The organism is Pseudomonas sp. AF03-9 (genome assembly GCF_020515815.1).
Lineage (GTDB): Bacteria > Pseudomonadota > Gammaproteobacteria > Pseudomonadales > Pseudomonadaceae > Aquipseudomonas.
In genome coordinates this window covers 144,803-162,971 of the sequence record NZ_JAHPJF010000015.1, presented here as the reverse complement: position 1 = coordinate 162,971, position 18,169 = coordinate 144,803, and the positions used below count along the sequence as shown (strand labels likewise).

The 18,169-nt window shown below is 62.1% G+C and carries 15 protein-coding genes; 11 read left to right on the top strand and 4 right to left on the bottom strand.

The window, feature by feature from the left end; all coding sequences use genetic code 11:
• Positions 1-102 precede the first annotated feature (102 nt).
• From gshA to tauD, 5 genes are all read left to right on the top strand, one after another.
• Positions 103-1,686: a glutamate--cysteine ligase gene (gene gshA, locus LIY36_RS19635; protein WP_226456719.1), complete on the top strand. Its 1,584-nt coding sequence runs from the start codon at positions 103-105 to the stop codon at positions 1,684-1,686.
• A 261-nt stretch (positions 1,687-1,947) separates the two neighbouring features.
• Complete coding sequence (tauA, locus tag LIY36_RS19630; protein ID WP_192298475.1) at positions 1,948-2,925, top strand: taurine ABC transporter substrate-binding protein; 978 nt, start codon at positions 1,948-1,950, stop codon at positions 2,923-2,925.
• 18 nt (positions 2,926-2,943) lie between these two features.
• Positions 2,944-3,723 carry a taurine ABC transporter ATP-binding subunit gene (gene tauB / locus LIY36_RS19625; RefSeq protein WP_226456717.1) on the top strand — a complete coding sequence of 260 codons (780 nt, stop codon included), beginning with the start codon at positions 2,944-2,946 and terminating at the stop codon, positions 3,721-3,723.
• Positions 3,720-4,547 (top strand): taurine ABC transporter permease TauC, encoded by an 828-nt coding sequence (gene tauC / locus LIY36_RS19620; RefSeq protein ID WP_226456716.1) that lies wholly within the window; start codon positions 3,720-3,722, stop codon positions 4,545-4,547. Before tauB ends, tauC begins: the two co-directional genes overlap by 4 nt.
• An 11-nt stretch (positions 4,548-4,558) precedes the next feature.
• The gene (tauD, locus tag LIY36_RS19615; protein WP_226456714.1) at positions 4,559-5,395 is read left to right on the top strand and encodes a taurine dioxygenase; all 837 of its coding nucleotides are present in this window, start codon (positions 4,559-4,561) and stop codon (positions 5,393-5,395) included.
• 470 nt (positions 5,396-5,865) lie between these two features.
• On the opposite strand, the gene mgrA is transcribed toward tauD, so the two are convergent.
• From mgrA to epsC, 4 genes are all read right to left on the bottom strand, one after another.
• Positions 5,866-6,903, bottom strand: a complete 1,038-nt coding sequence (gene mgrA, locus LIY36_RS19610) for an L-glyceraldehyde 3-phosphate reductase (protein WP_226456712.1) — start codon at positions 6,901-6,903, stop codon at positions 5,866-5,868.
• A 108-nt stretch (positions 6,904-7,011) separates the two neighbouring features.
• A complete protein-coding gene (locus tag LIY36_RS19605) occupies positions 7,012-8,340 on the bottom strand; it encodes an OprD family outer membrane porin (protein WP_226456773.1) in 1,329 nt (442 codons plus the stop codon).
• A gap of 308 nt (positions 8,341-8,648) precedes the next feature.
• The gene (gene betT / locus LIY36_RS19600; RefSeq protein ID WP_192298604.1) at positions 8,649-10,610 is read right to left on the bottom strand and encodes a choline transporter BetT; all 1,962 of its coding nucleotides are present in this window, start codon (positions 10,608-10,610) and stop codon (positions 8,649-8,651) included.
• Positions 10,611-11,024: 414 nt separating this feature from the next.
• The gene (epsC, locus tag LIY36_RS19595) at positions 11,025-11,951 is read right to left on the bottom strand and encodes a serine O-acetyltransferase EpsC (RefSeq protein WP_192298480.1); all 927 of its coding nucleotides are present in this window, start codon (positions 11,949-11,951) and stop codon (positions 11,025-11,027) included.
• Between the two features lie 166 nt (positions 11,952-12,117).
• Here epsC and LIY36_RS19590 point away from each other — a divergent pair, with 166 nt between their 5' ends.
• The 6 genes from LIY36_RS19590 (at position 12,118) to LIY36_RS19565 (ending at position 18,168) form a co-directional block, all read left to right on the top strand.
• On the top strand, positions 12,118-13,113 hold the full coding sequence (locus LIY36_RS19590) for a D-cysteine desulfhydrase (protein ID WP_192298481.1): 996 nt from the start codon (positions 12,118-12,120) through the stop codon (positions 13,111-13,113).
• Positions 13,114-13,394: 281 nt separating this feature from the next.
• The gene (tcyJ, locus tag LIY36_RS19585; RefSeq protein ID WP_207040967.1) at positions 13,395-14,189 is read left to right on the top strand and encodes a cystine ABC transporter substrate-binding protein; all 795 of its coding nucleotides are present in this window, start codon (positions 13,395-13,397) and stop codon (positions 14,187-14,189) included.
• The gene (gene tcyL, locus LIY36_RS19580; RefSeq protein WP_017734622.1) at positions 14,189-14,854 is read left to right on the top strand and encodes a cystine ABC transporter permease; all 666 of its coding nucleotides are present in this window, start codon (positions 14,189-14,191) and stop codon (positions 14,852-14,854) included. Before tcyJ ends, tcyL begins: the two co-directional genes overlap by 1 nt.
• Positions 14,855-14,857: 3 nt before the next feature.
• On the top strand, positions 14,858-15,604 hold the full coding sequence (gene tcyN / locus LIY36_RS19575; RefSeq protein ID WP_226456710.1) for an L-cystine ABC transporter ATP-binding protein TcyN: 747 nt from the start codon (positions 14,858-14,860) through the stop codon (positions 15,602-15,604).
• A 370-nt stretch (positions 15,605-15,974) separates the two neighbouring features.
• On the top strand, positions 15,975-16,739 hold the full coding sequence (locus LIY36_RS19570; RefSeq protein ID WP_226456709.1) for a hypothetical protein: 765 nt from the start codon (positions 15,975-15,977) through the stop codon (positions 16,737-16,739).
• 187 nt (positions 16,740-16,926) lie between these two features.
• Positions 16,927-18,168, top strand: a complete 1,242-nt coding sequence (locus tag LIY36_RS19565; RefSeq protein ID WP_226456707.1) for an SfnB family sulfur acquisition oxidoreductase — start codon at positions 16,927-16,929, stop codon at positions 18,166-18,168.
• The last annotated feature ends 1 nt before the right edge of the window (position 18,169 follow it).

Below are 18,169 nucleotides of genomic sequence, written 5' to 3'. Positions count from 1 at the left end.
AATCGACTCTAGACCAGGCGATAACGCCAGTTTTAACTTCACCCTTGTAGACCGTCTTGCCCACCCCCATATTGGGGCGACTGACGCGTGAAGGAATCCAACTTGAGCGAACTTCTCAACCGCCGCCTGGCTCTGCTCGGCAAGCGCGAACACCTCTCCCTGCTGGAGCAGTGCCTGCACGGCATCGAGCGTGAATGCCTACGCGTCACCGGCGAGGGTCGCCTGGCACAAACGCCGCACCCCGAAGCCCTGGGCGCCGCGCTGACCCATGAACAGATCACCACCGACTACTCGGAATCGCTGCTGGAGTTCATCACTCCCGCCCTGCCAGACCCGGCCGATACCCTGAGCAGCCTGGACAAGATCCACCGCTTCGCCTACACCAAGCTCGGCAGCGAATACCTGTGGAGCCCTTCGATGCCGTGCCCGTTGCCGGCCGAAGAAGACATTCCGATTGCCTACTACGGCACCTCCAATATCGGACAGCTCAAGTACGTGTATCGCAAGGGCCTGGCCCTGCGCTACGGCAAGACCATGCAGTGCATCGCCGGTATCCACTACAACTTTTCCCTGCCGGAACAGTTGTGGCCGTTGCTCAAGGAGGCTGAAGGATTTGTCGGCACCGACCGCGATTACCAGTCCACGGCCTACATCGCGCTGATCCGTAATTTCCGGCGCTACAGCTGGCTGCTGATGTACCTGTTCGGCGCGTCGCCGGCCCTGGACGCCGGTTTCCTGCGCGGTCGCTCGCACCAGCTCGAAGTGCTGGACGCCGACACCCTGTACCTGCCCTACGCCACCAGCCTGCGCATGAGCGACCTGGGTTACCAGAGCAACGCCCAGGCCGGCCTCACGCCGTGCTACAACGATTTGAACAGCTACACCGACAGCCTGCGCGAAGCGGTGGCAACGCCCTACCCGCCCTACGTCGAAATCGGCACGCACAAGGACGGTGAGTGGGTCCAGCTCAACACCAACATCCTGCAGATCGAAAACGAGTACTACTCCAACATCCGCCCAAAACGTGTGACCTACACCGGCGAGCGGCCGATCCAGGCACTGATGGCCCGTGGCATCCAGTACATCGAAGTGCGTTGCCTGGACATCAACCCGTTCCTGCCGATGGGCATCGACCTGCCGGAGTCGCGTTTCCTCGACGCATTCCTGCTGTACTGCGCGCTGAACGACAGCCCGCTGTTCGCCAGCAACGAGTGTGGCAACGCCACGTCCAACTTCCTCAGCGTGGTCAAGGAAGGTCGCCGTCCGGGCCTGCAATTGCAGCGTGAAGGTGCGCTGGTGGACATGAAGGAATGGGCCACCGAGCTGCTGGAGAAGATCGCCCCGTTGGCCGCGCTGCTGGATCAGAGCCACGGCATCAACGAGCACAGCCAGGCGTTGGACGCCCAGTTGGCGAAGGTCCAGGACCCGTCCCTGACCCCGTCGGCCCAGGTGTTGGCGGCGATGGCCGAGCGTAAAGAGAGCTTTGCGCAGTTTTCCCTGCACCAGAGCCAGGTGCATGCCGAGCATTTCCGCAGCGAACCGCTGCCGGCCGCAGAGCAAGCACACTTTGAAGAACTGGCGCGCACGTCGCTGGCACAGCAGGCAGAGCTGGAGCAGAACGAAGTGGGTGACTTTGACGTGTTTGTGGGCTCGTACCAGGCGAGCATTTTGGCGATCAGTAACTAAAGGTCGCACCCAAAACCCTGTGGGAGCCCGCTTGTGTGGGAGCGGGCTTGCTCGCGAATGCGTTGTATCAGTCGATGACTCTGTTAACTGACACTCCGTCTTCGCGAGCAAGCCCGCTCCCACATTTGGCTTGTGCCCACTCAAGATTGACGCTGCATTCTCCTCATAAGCTAATTCGAAAATGTTATTTATTTTCGGATTCTTAGATCATTTAGTCTCCTCACACGCCGACCCTCGGCCGCCTGATTGAGGAGCTTCCCCTTGAAACTATTGACCCCTCTGCGCCTGTTGGCCGCACTGTCCCTGGCCGGCGCCAGCCTGTTTGCCCAGGCGGCGGATGTGACCATCGCGTACCAAACCACCGTGGACCCGGCCAAAGTCGCCCAGGCCGACGGTGCGTACGAAAAAGCCACCAACGCCAAGATCGACTGGCGCAAGTTCGACAATGGCGCCGACATCATCGCCGCCATCGCCTCCGGCGACGTGCAGATCGGCTACCTCGGTTCCAGCCCGCTGACCGCTGCCATTACCCGCAAAGTGCCGGTGGAAACCTTCCTTGTCGCCACCCAGATTGGCGGCGCCGAAGCCCTGGTGGCGCGCAACGGTGCAGGGATCAACAGCCCGCAGGACCTGATCGGCAAGAAAATCGCCGTACCCTTCGTCTCCACCGGCCACTACAGCCTGCTGGCCGCGCTGAAGCACTGGAACATCGACCCGTCGAAAGTGACCATTCTCAACCTCGCGCCACCGGCGATCATCGCCGCCTGGAAGCGTGGTGACATCGACGCCACCTACGTGTGGGACCCAGCCCTGGGCGTGGCCAAGGAAAACGGCAAGGTGCTGATCACCTCCGGCGAACTGGCCAAGTTTGGCGCACCGACCTTCGATGCCTGGATCGTGCGTAAGGATTTCGCCGCCAAGCACCCGGAAATCGTCACAGCCTTCGCCAAAGTCACTCTGGATGCCTACGCCGCCTACCGCAAAGACCCACAAGCCTGGCTCGCCGACAAAGGCAACGTCGACAAGCTGGTGAAACTCTCCGGCGCCAAGGCCAGCGACATCCCGCTGCTGCTGCAAGGCAACGTCTACCCGCTGGCGGCCGACCAGGTGACGCTGCTGGGCGCGCCGACCACCAAGGCCGTGACCGATACCGCTGCGTTCCTCAAGGAGCAAGGCAAGGTCGACGCCGTACTGCCGGACTACGCCCCGTACGTCAGCGCCAAGTTCATCACCAACTGATTCAGGGAGTTCATTGCGATGGCCTTGCTACAACTGGAGCGCATCAGCGCACAGTACCCAGGCGCCACACACCCGGTACTGTCTGACATTTCAATCGACCTGGGGCCCCAGCAATTGCTGGTGGCCCTCGGCCCGTCCGGCAGTGGCAAGACTTCGCTGTTGAACCTGATTGCCGGCTTTGTCGAACCGTCCGCCGGGCGCATCAGCCTGGATGGCGTGCCGGTCAAAGGCCCCAGCGCCGAACGCGGCGTGGTGTTCCAGGACGACGCCCTGCTGCCCTGGCAGAACGTGCTGGCCAACGTCGGCTTCGGCCTGGAGTTGGCCGGTGTGCCCAAGGCGCAACGTGAAGTGCGCGCCCGGGAAATGCTCGCGCTGGTGGACCTGGCCGGCTTTGACAGCCGCCGCATCTGGCAGCTGTCCGGCGGCCAGAAGCAGCGTGTCGGCCTGGCCCGCGCGCTCGCCGCCGACCCACGCGTGTTGCTGATGGACGAACCTTTCGGCGCCCTTGATGCGTTCACCCGCGAACAGATGCAAGAGCTGCTGCTACAGGTCTGGCGGCGCACGGCCAAGCCGGTGTTCTTGATTACCCACGACATCGAAGAAGCGGTGTTCCTCGCCACCGACCTGATCCTGCTGGCGCCCAACCCCGGCCAGATCGTCGAACGCCTGCGCCTGGACTTCGGCCAACGCTACGCCGCCGGTGAATCGGCGCGGGCGATCAAGTCCGACCCACGCTTTATCGAAACCCGCGAGCACGTGCTGGGCAAAGTATTCTCGCAACGGCAGGTGTCCGCATGAGCAGCTACGAACTCGCCGCCAAGCCACTGGCGCAAACGGCTATCCCGCTGCGCCGCAGCTTGAGCACCCGCTGGATCAGCGTGCTGACCCTGATCGCCCTGCTCACCCTCTGGTGGGCCGTGACCGCCAGCGGCCTGATCGAACCGCTGTTCCTGCCGCCGCCGTCCGCCGTGCTGCAAAAAGGCTGGCTGCTGGCGACCAGCGGCTATATGGACTCCACCTTGTGGCAGCACCTGGGCGCGAGCCTCAGCCGTATCGGCCTGGGTCTTGGCTTCGCGGTGCTGACCGCCGTGCCGGTGGGCATTGCCATCGGCTCCAACCGTATCGCCCGGGGCATTCTCGACCCGCTGATCGAGTTCTACCGGCCGATCCCGCCACTGGCCTACCTGCCGTTGATCGTGATCTGGTGCGGCATTGGCGAGCTGTCCAAGGTGCTGCTGATTTACCTGGCGATCTTTGCCCCGATTGCCATCGCGACTGCCACCGGCGTACGCACGGTCGACCCGGCCAAGCTGCGGGCAGCGCAGTCGCTGGGCGCAACCCGTGCCCAGCTGATTCGCCACGTGATCCTGCCCAGCGCCCTGCCCGACATCCTCACCGGCGTGCGTATCGGCCTGGGTGTGGGCTGGTCCACGCTGGTCGCCGCCGAGCTGATCGCGGCCACTAGCGGCCTGGGCTTCATGGTGCAGTCGGCGGCGCAGTTTCTGGTCACCGACGTGGTGGTGCTGGGCATCCTGGTCATCGCCCTGATCGCCTTCGCCATGGAAATGGGCCTGCGTGCCCTGCAGCGTAAACTGGTGCCGTGGCATGGCCAGGCACATTGAGTGAGAACAGCATGAGCAGCCTGACCGTTACCCCATTAAGCATCGCCCTCGGCGCCCAGATCAGTGGCGTCGATATCACTCAACCGCTGAACCTCGAACAGCGCGACGCCATCGAACAGGCGTTGCTCACGCACTCGGTGCTGTTCTTGCGCGGCCAAGCCATCACCCCGCAACAGCAAGCGCGGTTCGCGGCGAATTTCGGCGACCTGCACATTCACCCGATCTACCCCAACGTGCCGGAGCAACCTGAAGTACTGATCCTCGACACCGCCGTCACCGACGTGCGCGACAACGCCGTGTGGCACACCGACGTGACCTTCCTGCCCACCCCGGCGCTCGGCGCGGTACTCAGCGCCAAGCTGCTGCCGGCGTTTGGCGGCGACACGTTATGGGCCAGTGGGATTGCGGCGTATGAGGCCCTGTCGCAACCGTTGAAGGTCTTGCTCGACGGGCTGACCGCGACCCACGACTTCACCAAATCCTTCCCGCTGGAGCGCTTTGGCAACAGCGCCGAAGACCTGGCGCGCTGGGAAGAAACCCGCAAGAAGAACCCACCGCTGTCCCACCCGGTGGTGCGTACGCATCCGGTGAGCGGGCGTAAATCGTTGTTTGTCAGCGAAGGGTTCACCACTCGCATCAATGAACTGGAACCGGCGGAAAGCGAGGCGATCCTCAAACTGCTGTTCGCCCACGCCACCCGCCCGGAGTTCACCATCCGCTGGCGCTGGCAGGAAAACGACGTGGCGTTCTGGGACAACCGCGTGACCCAGCATTACGCGGTGGACGACTACCGGCCGCAACGGCGGGTGATGCACCGGGCGACGATTTTGGGCGACGTCCCGTTCTAGAAACTGGCGACGTTCAAATGTGGCAGCTGGCTTGCCTGCGATAGCGGTGGGTCAGCCAGCACTTTCATCAACTGATCCACCGCCTTCGCGGGCAAGCCCGCTCCCACACGGATCGGGTTGTGACCGCATTCTTCGCAACGCTGTAAAACCAATGTGGGAGCTGGCTTGCCTGCGATAGCGGTAGGTCAGCCAGCGCTTTCATCGACTGACACGCCGCCTTCGCGGGCAAGCCCGCTCCCACACGGATCGGGTTGTGACCGCATTCTTCGCAATGCTGTAAAACCAATGTGGGAGCTGGCTTGCCTGCGATAGCGGTGGGTCAGTCAGCACTTTCATCGACTGACACGCCGCCTTCGCGGGCAAGCCCGCTCCCACGCGGATCGGGTTGTAACCGCGTTCTTCACAACGCTGTAAAACCAATGTGGGAGCTGGCTTGCCTGCTCCCACATTGACCGCGTACTGCCGGCCGCTTATTCAGCGGTGGATGGTTTTTCCCACAGGTTGATCCCGCCTTCCTGGGCAAACCGGTCGATCTCTGCCAACTCCTCAGCACTGAAGCTCAAGTTTTTCAACGCGCCGACGTTCTCGATGATCTGCTCTGGCCGGCTCGCGCCGATCAGCGCGCTGGTCACCCGTGGATCACGCAGGGTCCACGCCAGCGCCAGTTGCGCCAGGCTCTGGCCACGACCCTTGGCGATCTCATTCAACGCACGCACGTGGGCGATGTTGGTTTCGGACAAGTGCTTGGCCTGCAACGAACCACCGCCCGGGCGATTCACCCGTGCATCCGCCGGTACGCCGTTGAGGTATTTGTCGGTCAGCAGGCCCTGGGCCAGCGGCGTGAATGCGATCACCCCGGCGCCGAGCTCTTCGGTGGTGTCCAGCAGGTCTTTTTCTACCCAGCGGTTGAGCAGGTTGTAGGCCGGTTGGTGAATCAACAGCGGCACTTTCCATTCTTTGAGCAAGGCAGCGATCTCGCGGGTTTTCACCCCGGAATACGAAGAGATGCCGATGTATAACGCCTTGCCTTGTTGCACGGCAGTGGCAAGGGCGCTGGCGGTTTCTTCCAGCGGGGTGTCGGCGTCAAAACGGTGGGAGTAGAAAATGTCCACGTAGTCGACGCCCAAGCGTTGCAGGCTCTGGTCCAGGCTCGCCAGGATGTATTTGCGCGAACCGCCGCCCTGGCCATAAGGGCCTGGCCACATGTCCCAACCGGCCTTGCTGGAGATGATCAGTTCGTCGCGGTAATGCTTGAAGTCTTCGCGCAGCAAACGGCCGAAGTTGATCTCGGCGCTGCCATACGGCGGGCCGTAGTTGTTGGCCAGGTCGAAGTGGTTGATCCCCAGGTCGAACGCGGTGCGCAACAGGGCGCGCTGGGTGTCGATCGGGGTGCTGTCGCCAAAGTTGTGCCACAGCCCCAGGGACAGTGCAGGCAGCACCAATCCACTGCGGCCTACGCGGCGATACGGGATAGATTCATAGCGGTTTTCGGCAGCAATGTACGTCATCGAATCCTCTCTGGGCTTAGGGCAAATAAGGCCTGGGAATAACCTTATTCCCAGGCCTTTTAACCAGCTGAATCGCTTAAGTCTGCCCTTTCGTTTTACAGCAATTTCCTACCAGAGTGGAACGACATAGCTGACATAAAAGCGGTTTTCATCCTGCACGGTGGCACCGGAAATATCCGGGCTGGCGTGGGCATTTTTCCAGGTCACACCGAGGCCCTTGAGGGTGCCTGTAGGCACTTGATACGCCACGGCAACGTCACGCTCCCATTCGCTGGTGGTGCCCTGTGCCGTGCGGATGTCATCGCCGTGGGCATAGGCGGCAGAAAAGGTCACGCCGGTGAGGCCGAGCTTGCCCAGATCGTATTTGTACTGGGCCAGCCAGGTGCGCTCACCGGCATGCTGGAATTTGTTCAACTGCAGGTTGGTCAGCGCCGGCGTGTCCGCACCTGAGCCGGGACCTTGGCGGGCATCACCGCTGTTGAGGCCGGAGTCGAGGTAAGGGAAGTCGCTTTCACCGCTGTTTTTCTGGATGCCCAGGCCGACGGTATGACCGTCCAGGCTGTAGCTTTCAAGCAGGCTGGCGGTGGTCTGGTTGATACGGCCTTTGTTCACGCCATCGCCGTAGACACCACTGGCTGCATAGTCCTTGTCGCCATCGGCATTGCCGCCCACACCGAGGCTGCGGAACACACGCACATCGGTATCGAGCGCACCCACCGACAACGCATCATGGCGCTTGGAGCCCACGAAAAACTGCTGGTAGTAATCCTCAAGGTTCGAATACCACAGGCTGACCGTCGTATTCCGGATGCCGGTGTAATCGGCGCCGCCGAACAGGAAGCGCTCGCTTTCCTTGGTACCGCCGGCGGTGATCATGCCCTGGTCGCCGGTTTCGTTGCGGATCTTGGTCTTGAAAATATCGCCGCCGGTGAAGGTGAAATCGCTGAGATCCTTGGACACCCACTGCACCCCGGTATTGGTCTGCTGGTACAGGCGGCCATCGGTGTTGGCCAGCACCGGGTTGTTGCCGTACAGCGTGCCGATGCGCAGCTCATCCTTGGCTAGGCGCATCTTGAACGTCGGGCTGAGTACGCCGAACTGGTCGGCGGACTTGCCGTTGTCCAACGGGAACATGCTGCCGGGGTAGCGGCTCTGGTGGTCCTTGTCGTTGAGGTCACCGCCGGAGTCCAGCTTCAACCCGTAGAACGCCTGCAGATCGAGGCCAAAACCCACCGGCCCGTCGGTGTAGCCCGACTTGAAGTTGAACTCGAACCCCTGCCCCCAATCGCGGATGCTGTGGGCCTTGGCGTTGCTGTTCACCACATCGCGCCCCTGCTGGTTGAGATAGCGATTGAGCAGGGTCACGTCGGCGTGGCTGTCATCGATAAAATCGGCATGGGCGGACAGCATAAAGCTCGCCATGGCGGCTCCCACCATGGGGCTCAATAACCTCTTCATTGTTACCGGTCTCCGTCACTGTTCTGAAATGAAAGCGTCAAACGCTTCACACAATTACGCAGTGGACAGATGACAGTTGCGCGTCAAAACCGGGGCGTTACGGATGAAATTAAATTCATGAAAGCCCTGTAGATCAGGGCTTTGCGAGGTTTTTTTGTGGGAGCGGGCTTGTGTGGGAGCGGGCTTGCTCGCGAAGGCGTCGTGTCAGTCGATACCTGTGTGACTGATACACCGCATTCGCGAGCAAGCCCGCTCCCACATAAAGCAGGGGCTTCACAAGCCAGCTATCAACGCACCAAGTGCAGGAACTGCAAATGCCGCTCGTACTGGTCAAGGATGTCGTTGATGATCTGCTCCTTGGTGTAGCCGACCAGATCGTAGTCCTGGCTGCCCTCGGCCAAATGCACTTCCGCCCGGTAGTAGCGGCGGTTGTTGAGCTCTTTGGAACCCATGCCGCCACGGGCAAACGACGGCGTGAAGTAGCCGCGCATCTGCACCTGGTAGATGAACGGATGCTCCTCGCCATGCCCGATTTCCAGGCTGACACTGTCGTTGGACGGGTCGGGCTGAGTCGTCACATTCAGGCCCTTCTCGACAAACACCGCCGTCACTTCTTCAATCGCCGGTCGCACCGTCGATTCAAGGAAGCGGTACACCTCATCCCGCGACGGGAAGTGCACGGCCTGGCTTAAACGCTGACGCCAACCGCCACGGCCTCTGCGCGACGCCGACACCGGCGCCAGGGAATGCAACTGCGCAATCTGCTTTTGCGATTCGAGGTAGAACGCCTTGTGCAGGCCCCACATCATCAGCAGCAGGATCAACGAGAACGGCAGCGAGGTCAGCACCACGGCTGACTTCAGCGAGTCGATGCTGCCGGCAAACAGTAGCGCACTGGTGACCAACCCGGTCATCACACCCCAAAACACCCGCAGCCACTTCGGCCCGTCTTCATCGGCGTTGCCGCCCTTGGACGACAGGGTCGACAGCACCACCGTGCCGGAGTCGGCCGAGGTAACGAAGAACACAAAGCTGATAAACACCGTGACCGCGATCACCACCTTGCTCCACGGGTAAGTTTCCAGCAGCAGGTAGAGGCTCATCGACGGGTTGTCGACGGCCGACTGACCGAGCGCCGCCATGCCGTGGTTGAGCACCTGGTCGATGGCGCTGTTGCCGAAGATCGACATCCACGCCAGGGTGAAACCCAGCGGGATCAGCAGCACGCCAAACACGAATTCGCGGATAGTGCGGCCACGGGAAATCCGCGCGATAAACAGCCCTACGAACGGCGACCACGCGATCCACCAGGCCCAGTAGAACACTGTCCAACCGCCCAGCCAGTCGCTCGGCTTGTCATAGGCGTACACGTCGAAACTCTTGGTCGGCAATGCGCCCAGGTAGTCGCCGAGGTTCTGGATCAGGGTGTTGAGCAAATGCTGGGTAGGCCCGGCAAACAACACGAACAGCAGCAGCGCACAGGCCAGCAGCATGTTGATGTCGGACATCACCCGCACACCCTTGTCGACCCCCGCCACCGCGACAATGATCGCGGCGCCCATCATCAAGGTGATCAGGCCGACCTGGATCCACTGGGTGTGGGCGATGCCAAACAAGTAGTCCAGGCCCGAGTTGAGGTGCAGCACCCCAAAGCCCATGTCCGCGCCCAGGCCAAACACCGTGGCGATGATGCCGAAGCCATCCACCGCATAACCGATGGGGCCGTTGATGCGCTTGCCGATCAGCGGGTACAGCGCCGAACGCAACGCCAGCGGCAGGTTATGTCGATAGGCGAAATATGCCAGGGCCATGCCGACAAAGGCGAACACGCCCCAGCCATGCAGGCCCCAGTGCAGAAACAGGATCTGCATGGCCTGGCGCGCGGCATCGGCGTTCATTGGCGCGCCTTGGGGTGGCTGCACCAAGTGGGTCAGCGGCTCGGACACGCAGAAGAAAAACAGCGTGATGCTGATCCCGGCAGCGAACAGCATGCCGGCCCAGGACAGATAACTGAACTCGGGCTCGTCGTGGTCGGCACCGAGTTTTATCTTGCCGTAGCCCGATAACGCGGTGACCACCACGAAGACCAGATACAGGGTCATCGCCAGCATGTAGTACCAGCCAACCGTATTGGCCGCCCAGTTTTGCGCGGCCAGCAACCAGGCACCGGCCTGTTGCGGGATGGCGATGACAATCAGGCCGAACAGCAGAATGAACGTGGCGGCAAAGTAGAAGACCGGCGCATTCATGCGCACCAGGCCGCTGGATGGGGTGGACGATGCACTCATGAGCGATGCACCCCGAGGGTGGGGGATGTGGCTGTATAAAACGGACTCAGCAAAGGTAAGCCTCCTGTTGTGAGCGGGCAGCGAACCACCGGATTTAACTTGAACGAGTGTTCAAGTTAAACATGGATAGGTGCTCCGGGACTAATCGCAGGGCTGAGTGGTAGGTCATTCCTACACTAGCTCAGGGAAGGCTATGACGAGCGGGGATGGCAAATCGTTCAGCAATTTGGGTGTGAAATGTGCACAAAACTGTGGGAGCGGGCTTGCTCGCGAATACGGAGTGTCAGCCAATACATGTGCTGACTGATCCACCGCTTTCGCGAGCAAGCCCGCTCCCACACAAGCCCGCTCCCCCAGGGGATGCGTGCAGGTGCGCTATTTCTGCGCACCGTCATCGTGCTGCAGGTTCGCCTGGGTAATGTTCGCCCCCGCCGGCACGCTGCGCGTCAGCCACACATTACCGCCGATGGTCGAGCCCTGGCCGATGGTGATGCGCCCCAGGATCGTCGCGCCGGCGTAGATCACCACGTCATCCTCGACAATCGGGTGGCGTGGGTGGCCTTTCTGCAACTGCCCGTCTTCATCCGCCGGGAAGCGTTTGGCCCCCAGGGTCACAGCCTGGTAGATGCGCACGCGCTCGCCGATGATCGCGGTCTCGCCGATCACCACGCCGGTCCCGTGGTCGATGAAGAAACTCGGGCCGATCTGCGCGCCGGGATGGATGTCGATGCCGGTGGCCGAGTGCGCGATTTCTGCGCTGATCCGCGCCAGCAACGGCAGCCCGGCGCGGTACAGATGGTGGGCCAGGCGATGGTGAATCACCGCCAGGATGCCGGGGTAGCACAGCAGCACTTCATCTACGCTGCGCGCCGCCGGGTCGCCGTGGTAGGCGGCGAGGACATCGGTGTCCAATAGGCTGCGCAGGGAGGGCAGGGCCAGGGCGAAATCCTGGATCAGGCGGATCGCCCGCGCATCGACCTCGCGGTCATCCTGGCCGCCTTGGCGGGCGGCGTAGCGCAGTTCCAGGCGCGCCTGGCCGAGCAAGGCGTTGAGTGCGACGTCGAGGGTATGGCCGACGTAGAAATCTTCACTTTCCTCGCGCAAATCCACCGGGCCCAGGCGCATCGGGAACAGCGCCCCGCACAACGCCTCAAGAATTTGCGCCACCGCCTCGCGCGACGGCAACTCGCGCCCGCCATGCTCGCCACTCAAACGGCCATTGCGCGTTCGCCACTGGTCCCGGGCGCCGCGCAGTTGGCTGACGATGGTCTGTAATTGCCAATGACTGGAACGCTCACTCACGGTCTTCACTCCTGACGAAATGCCCACCACTTTACGGTATGCACCCTGGCCGTCATTAAGAACCAATGGTGTGATGCTAAGAACTGGCCGATATAAGCGATTGGCGGTTGCCCGATGAAAAGTGCCTGCCTATAGTCGCTTCATCCTTTATCAACCGTGCGCAGCCATGATCAAACAACAGCTCGACCGCTTTAGCCGCCTGGAACTGCTGGGCGGCGCCACCGCCCTGGAAAAACTCGAACGGCTGTCGGCCTGGTTGGGCCGCGACATCTACGTCAAGCGCGACGACACCACGCCCCTGGCCATGGGCGGCAACAAGCTGCGCAAGCTCGAATACCTCGCCGCCGACGCCATCGCCCAGGGCGCCGACACCCTGGTCACCGCCGGTGCGATCCAGTCCAACCACGTGCGCCAGACCGCCGCGCTGGCCGCCAAGCTCGGCCTGGGCTGCGTCGCGCTGCTGGAAAACCCCACCGACACCAAAGACCCGAACTACCTGGGCAACGGCAACCGTCTGTTGCTGGACCTGTTCGACGCCAAAGTCGAACTGGTCGAGAACCTCGACAACGCCGACGACCAACTCAACGCCCTCGCCGACCGTCTGCGCAGCAACGGCAAGAAGCCCTACCTGGTGCCCATCGGCGGCTCCAACGCCCTCGGCGCCCTGGGTTACGTGCGCGCCGGCCTGGAACTGGCCGCGCAGATCGAAGACAGCGGGATCAGATTTGCCGCCGTGGTGCTGGCCTCCGGCAGCGCTGGCACCCACAGCGGCCTGGCGTTGGCGCTGAGCGAAGCGTTGCCGGACTTGCCAGTGGTGGGCGTCACCGTTTCGCGCACCGACGAAGCCCAGCGCCCGAAAGTCGAAGGCCTGGCCGCACGCACCGCCGAGTTGCTCGGCGTGGCGATTCCCGAGGCGTTCAAAGTGATCCTGTGGGACGAATACTTCGGCCCGCGCTACGGCGAACCGAACGCCGGCACCCTTTCGGCGGTCAAGCTATTGGCGAGCCAGGAAGGCCTGCTGCTGGACCCGGTCTACACTGGCAAGGCCATGGCCGGATTGTTGGACGGGATCGGGCGCCAGCGGTTTGAGGATGGCCCGATCATTTTCCTGCACACCGGCGGGGCGCCGGCGTTGTTTGCTTATGGCGCCGCCTTTAGCTGAAGGAACAAGGATCAAAATGTGGGAGCGGGCTTGCTCGCGAAAGCGGTGTGTCATTCAGCCTATGCGTTGACTGATGCACCGCATTCGCGAGCAAGCCCGCTCCCACATTAGAATAGCCACTTATTCCACAATAGAATATCAAACAAGATTTATATTATTTTCAAGTCTTAAAAACCCGCTCTATCATCGCGCCGCAGGCGAAGACGCGCTACGCGCTTTAAGGCAGGATACGACCACTGCGTCACCTGCTTCGCTCAACACAAAAAACACAGGGGCATTTCATGACTATTTCTGTATTCCGTCGCACGTTGTTGGTTGGCACTTTGGGCCTGGCACTCGGCGCTGGCCTGATCGGCCAAGCCGTCGCGGGTGAACAGCTGGACAACATCAAGAAGGCTGGCGAGATCAAGATCGGCCTGGAAGGCACCTACCCACCGTTCAGCTTCGTCGATGAAAGCGGCAAGCTCAGCGGCTTCGAAGTGGAGCTGTCCGAAGCCCTGGCCAAAGAGCTGGGCGTCAAGGTCAAACTGCAAGCCACGCCATGGGACGGCATCCTCGCCGCCCTGGAATCCAAGCGCCTCGACGCGGTGGTCAACCAAGTGACCATCTCCGAAGAACGCAAGAAGAAGTATGACTTCTCCAAGCCGTACACCGTCTCCGGCATTCAAGCGCTGACCCTGGCGAAAAACGTCGACACCATCAAGACCGCCGATGACCTGGCCGGCAAGAAAGTCGGTGTGGGCCTGGGCACCAACTACGAGCAATGGCTCAAGGACAATCAGCCTAAAGCCATTATCAAGACCTATAACGATGACCCGACCAAGTTCCAGGACCTGCGCATCGGCCGTACCGACGCCATCCTGATCGACCGCCTGGCCGCCCTCGAATATGCGAAGAAAGCCACCGACACCGCCGCTGCCGGCGCTGCTTTCTCGCGCCAGGAAGCCGGGGTTGCCCTGCGTAAAGGCGAGCCCGAACTGCTCGACGCGGTAAACAAGGCCCTCGACAAGCTGCGCGCCGATGGCACCTTGAAGAAGCTGTCCGAGAAGTACTTCGCCGCTGACGTCACTCAATAATGGAAGCAGGTTTCCAACTCGCGCTGGACTCCGCGCCCTTTCTGCTCAAGGGCGCGTATTACACGGTGATTCTCAGCCTCGGCGGGATGTTCTTCGGTTTGCTGCTGGGCTTCGGCCTGGCCTTGATGCGCCTGTCGCGCTTCAAGCTATTGAGCTGGACCGCCCGAGTCTACGTGTCGTTCTTTCGCGGCACGCCCTTGCTGGTGCAGCTGTTTTTGATCTACTACGGCTTGCCGCAAGTGGGCATCGAGCTGGATCCGATCCCGGCGGCCATGATCGGCTTTTCGCTGAACATGGCCGCCTACGCCTGTGAAATCCTGCGCGCCGCCATCAGCTCCATCGAGCGCGGCCAGTGGGAAGCCGCGGCCAGTATCGGCATGACCCGCGCGCAGACCCTGCGCCGGGCCATCCTGCCGCAGGCCATGCGCACGGCCTTGCCGCCGCTGGGCAACAGCTTTATTTCACTGGTCAAGGACACCGCGCTGGCCGCCACCATCCAGGTGCCCGAACTGTTCCGCCAGGCACAACTGGTGTCGGCACGCACCTTTGAAATCTTCACCATGTACCTGTCCGCCGCCCTGATCTACTGGATCCTGGCGAGCATCCTGGCGCATTTGCAAAATCGTCTGGAAGACCGGGTCAACCGGCATGACCTGGAGTCTTGACCCATGATCGTGGTTGAAAAACTGACCAAACAATTCAAGGGCCAGGTGGTACTCAACGGCATCGACCTCGAGGTCAAGGAAGGCGAAGTCATCGCCATCATCGGCCCCAGCGGTTCCGGCAAGACCACCTTCCTGCGCTGCCTGAATCTCCTCGAACAACCCACCAGCGGTCGCATCAAGGTGGGTGACATCGAGATCGACAGCAGCAAATCCATCAACCAGCAACAAGGCCTGGTGCGGCGCTTGCGCCAGCACGTGGGTTTCGTGTTCCAGAACTTCAACCTGTTCCCCCACCGCACCGCGTTGGAAAACGTCATCGAAGGCCCTACCGTGGTCAAGAAGATGCCTCGCGACGCGGCGGTTGCCCTGGGGCGCAAGCTGCTGGAACGGGTCGGCCTGGCGGGCAAGGAAGACGCCTACCCGCGGCGCCTGTCCGGCGGCCAGCAGCAGCGCGTGGCAATTGCCCGGGCGCTGGCCATGGAACCGGAGGTGATTCTGTTCGACGAACCCACTTCCGCCCTCGACCCGGAACTGGTGGGCGAAGTGCTGGCGACCATCCGCAGCCTGGCCGAAGAGAACCGCACCATGGTCATCGTCACCCACGAGATGAGCTTTGCGCGGGACGTGGCCAACCGGGTGATCTTCTTCGACAAGGGCGTGATCGTCGAGCAAGGCGAAGCCAAGGCCCTGTTCGCCAACCCCAAGGAAGAACGCACCAAACAGTTCCTGAGCAAATTCCTCGCCCACTGACACCCCGACACTCATCTTCTGTGGCGAGGGAGCTTGCTCCCGCTGGGCTGCGAAGCGGCCCCAGGATTTTTGGGAGCGCTGCGCACTCCAGCGCGGGGCAAGCCCGCTCACTACCCACTGCGAGGCCTACAAAAAGTCCTCGCACGTGTGCCTCTTAAAATCCCCCCGCCAGTCAGACCCTTCTGAATATCTCCCTGCCCGCCGTTTAGCCTTTTGCCGCCATTGACGCTCCTTGGCCAACCCTCTTATCTAGCTCCCTGAGGATTGGATCCTATCCCGGCTATTCACTGCACCGTGCTTTTCAGCCCCCTGCACACCTGTGTGCAAAGGGCCGGAACGATTGCTGCTGGCTGCATCAAGGAGATGACTTATGACGCACACCCTGCTCACCGCGCCAACACTGCCCCAGGCCCTGGGAAACGGCATCAATGCCCTGGCCGCCGCATATTTGCAGGTCGACATTGCGCCCTACCCCGGCATGGAAGAAGGCGACCTGATCGAGCTGTTCTGGAACAACTGCTTTGCCGCCTCACGGCGCGTGACCACGTGCAAGATCGGCACGCCAACCCACTTGCGGGTGCCGGAAAGTTTCGTGCTCGATGGCCCGGCCCAGGTGCATTACCAAGTCATGCAAGTCGGCCACGCACCGGCGCGCTCGGCGGTGACGCGGGTACGGGTCAAGACCAACTACCCCGGCGGCCTGCCCTCGCCGCTGTACAGCGACGAAAACCTCAACCTCGCCCCCGTGGGCCTGCCCGACACCATTCGCCGCTACGGCATCAACCCCAGCCAGGTGCGGCGCGGTGTTCCCCTGACCATCGAGCCGTACCTGAACATGACCCGCGGCGACGCCATCACCCTGCGCTGGGGCGATGTACGCCTGGACCTGCCCAAGCTCCAGACCAGGGACGTCGGCCAGCCCCTGCACGTGTGGGTGCCTTCGGCCGTGATTGTCGAAGCCGGCGACGACAGCCGCCTGGACATCACCTACTGCATTCTCGATCGCGTGGGCAACAATTCGCGCTGGGCGCCAACACGCACTTTGCGCATCGCCGCCGGGGCGCCAGCCCGCCCGGCCGGCACGGCGTCGATCTATCAACCACGGCCCCTCGGCTCGCCCTGCGAACCGGGGTGACAGACCTTCTATGCTTATTCCAAAAAGCGCGTTTATTTAAATATTTAACACGCTTAGGGTATATGCACCGGACCACCGGACATCTTTGATTTTTCTGTTTTCATTTCATTGAATGCGAGGTCGGTATGGTCAGAATTACCCCGGTGCATAACGCCAGGGCATTGCGTGCAGCCAAGGAGCGGCGCTGATGTCTAACTTGGCTCTAACACCCCCCCAGAGTGATCTGGACGTCGCCCCCCTGCTGTTGCCGGCCGCCGTGCTGCGCAACGATGCAGAGGCACTCAACGCCGCCCACGAGTTGGCCCAGGCGGCACGCCTGCAAGCCGCCACGCGCGATCAGCAACGCAAGCTGCCGTGGGCACAGCTCGAACAGTTCACCCGCAGTGGCCTGGGCAGTATTTCCATTCCCCGCGAATACGGCGGCCCGCAGGTGTCATTCGTGACCCTGGCCGAGGTGTTCGCGATCATCAGCGCGGCCGATCCCGCCCTCGGCCAGATCCCGCAGAACCATTTCGGCATCCTGCACCTGTTGCAGGGCGCGGCCACCGAGCGCCAGAAAAAGCAGCTATTCCAGAGCGTCCTCGACGGTTGGCGCATCGGCAATGGCGGCCCGGAACGCGGCACCAAGAACACCCTGGAACTCAAGGCGCGCATCACCGCCAAGGGCGACGGCTACGTGATCAGCGGCCAGAAGTTCTATTCCACTGGCGCACTGTTCGCTCACTGGGTGGCGATCAAGGCACTCAACGATGACGGCAAACAGGTCATGGCCTTTGTACGCCGCGGCACCGAGGGGCTGCGCATCGTGGACGATTGGTCGGGCTTCGGCCAACGCACCACCGCCAGCGGCACGGTGCTGCTCGATCACGTGCCGGTGGACGCCGAGCTGGTGGTCGACAACTGGCGCATCGGCGACACCCCGAATATCCAGGGCGCCGTGTCGCAACTGATCCAGGCCGCCATCGACGCCGGCATCGCCCGCGGCGCCCTCGACGACAGCATCGCCTTCGTGCGCGAACGCTCGCGCCCGTGGATCGATGCCAAGGTCGAACGCGCCAGCGACGACCTGTATGTGATCGCCGACATCGGCAGGCTGAAGATCGAACTGCATGCCGCCGAGGCCCTGCTGCGCAAGGCCGGCCAGGTACTCGACCAGGTCAGTGCCGCGCCGATCACCGCGCAATCCGCCGCCCGTGCCTCGATTGCCGTGGCCGAAGCGAAAGTGCTGACCACCGAAGTGTCGCTGCTGGTCAGCGAAAAGCTCTTCGAACTGGCCGGCAGCCGCGCGACCCTCGCCGAATTCAACCTCGACCGTCACTGGCGCAACGCCCGCGTGCATACCCTGCACGACCCGGTGCGCTGGAAGTATCACGCGGTGGGCGCCTACCGATTGAACGGCACCTTGCCGGCTCGGCATTCCTGGATCTGAC

Excerpts from the sequence above, each read along its gene's own strand:
- tauB (WP_226456717.1), top strand. The coding sequence starts at position 2,944 with ATGGCCTTGCTACAACTGGAGCGCATCAGCGCACAGTACCCAGGCGCC.
- tauC (WP_226456716.1), top strand. The coding sequence starts at position 3,720 with ATGAGCAGCTACGAACTCGCCGCCAAGCCACTGGCGCAAACGGCTATC.
- tauD (WP_226456714.1), top strand. The coding sequence starts at position 4,559 with ATGAGCAGCCTGACCGTTACCCCATTAAGCATCGCCCTCGGCGCCCAG.
- mgrA (WP_226456712.1), bottom strand. The coding sequence starts at position 6,903 with ATGACGTACATTGCTGCCGAAAACCGCTATGAATCTATCCCGTATCGC.
- LIY36_RS19605 (WP_226456773.1), bottom strand. The coding sequence starts at position 8,340 with ATGGTGGGAGCCGCCATGGCGAGCTTTATGCTGTCCGCCCATGCCGAT.
- betT (WP_192298604.1), bottom strand. The coding sequence starts at position 10,610 with ATGAATGCGCCGGTCTTCTACTTTGCCGCCACGTTCATTCTGCTGTTC.
- LIY36_RS19590 (WP_192298481.1), top strand. The coding sequence starts at position 12,118 with ATGATCAAACAACAGCTCGACCGCTTTAGCCGCCTGGAACTGCTGGGC.
- tcyJ (WP_207040967.1), top strand. The coding sequence starts at position 13,395 with ATGACTATTTCTGTATTCCGTCGCACGTTGTTGGTTGGCACTTTGGGC.
- tcyL (WP_017734622.1), top strand. The coding sequence starts at position 14,189 with ATGGAAGCAGGTTTCCAACTCGCGCTGGACTCCGCGCCCTTTCTGCTC.
- tcyN (WP_226456710.1), top strand. The coding sequence starts at position 14,858 with ATGATCGTGGTTGAAAAACTGACCAAACAATTCAAGGGCCAGGTGGTA.
- LIY36_RS19570 (WP_226456709.1), top strand. The coding sequence starts at position 15,975 with ATGACGCACACCCTGCTCACCGCGCCAACACTGCCCCAGGCCCTGGGA.
- LIY36_RS19565 (WP_226456707.1), top strand. The coding sequence starts at position 16,927 with ATGTCTAACTTGGCTCTAACACCCCCCCAGAGTGATCTGGACGTCGCC.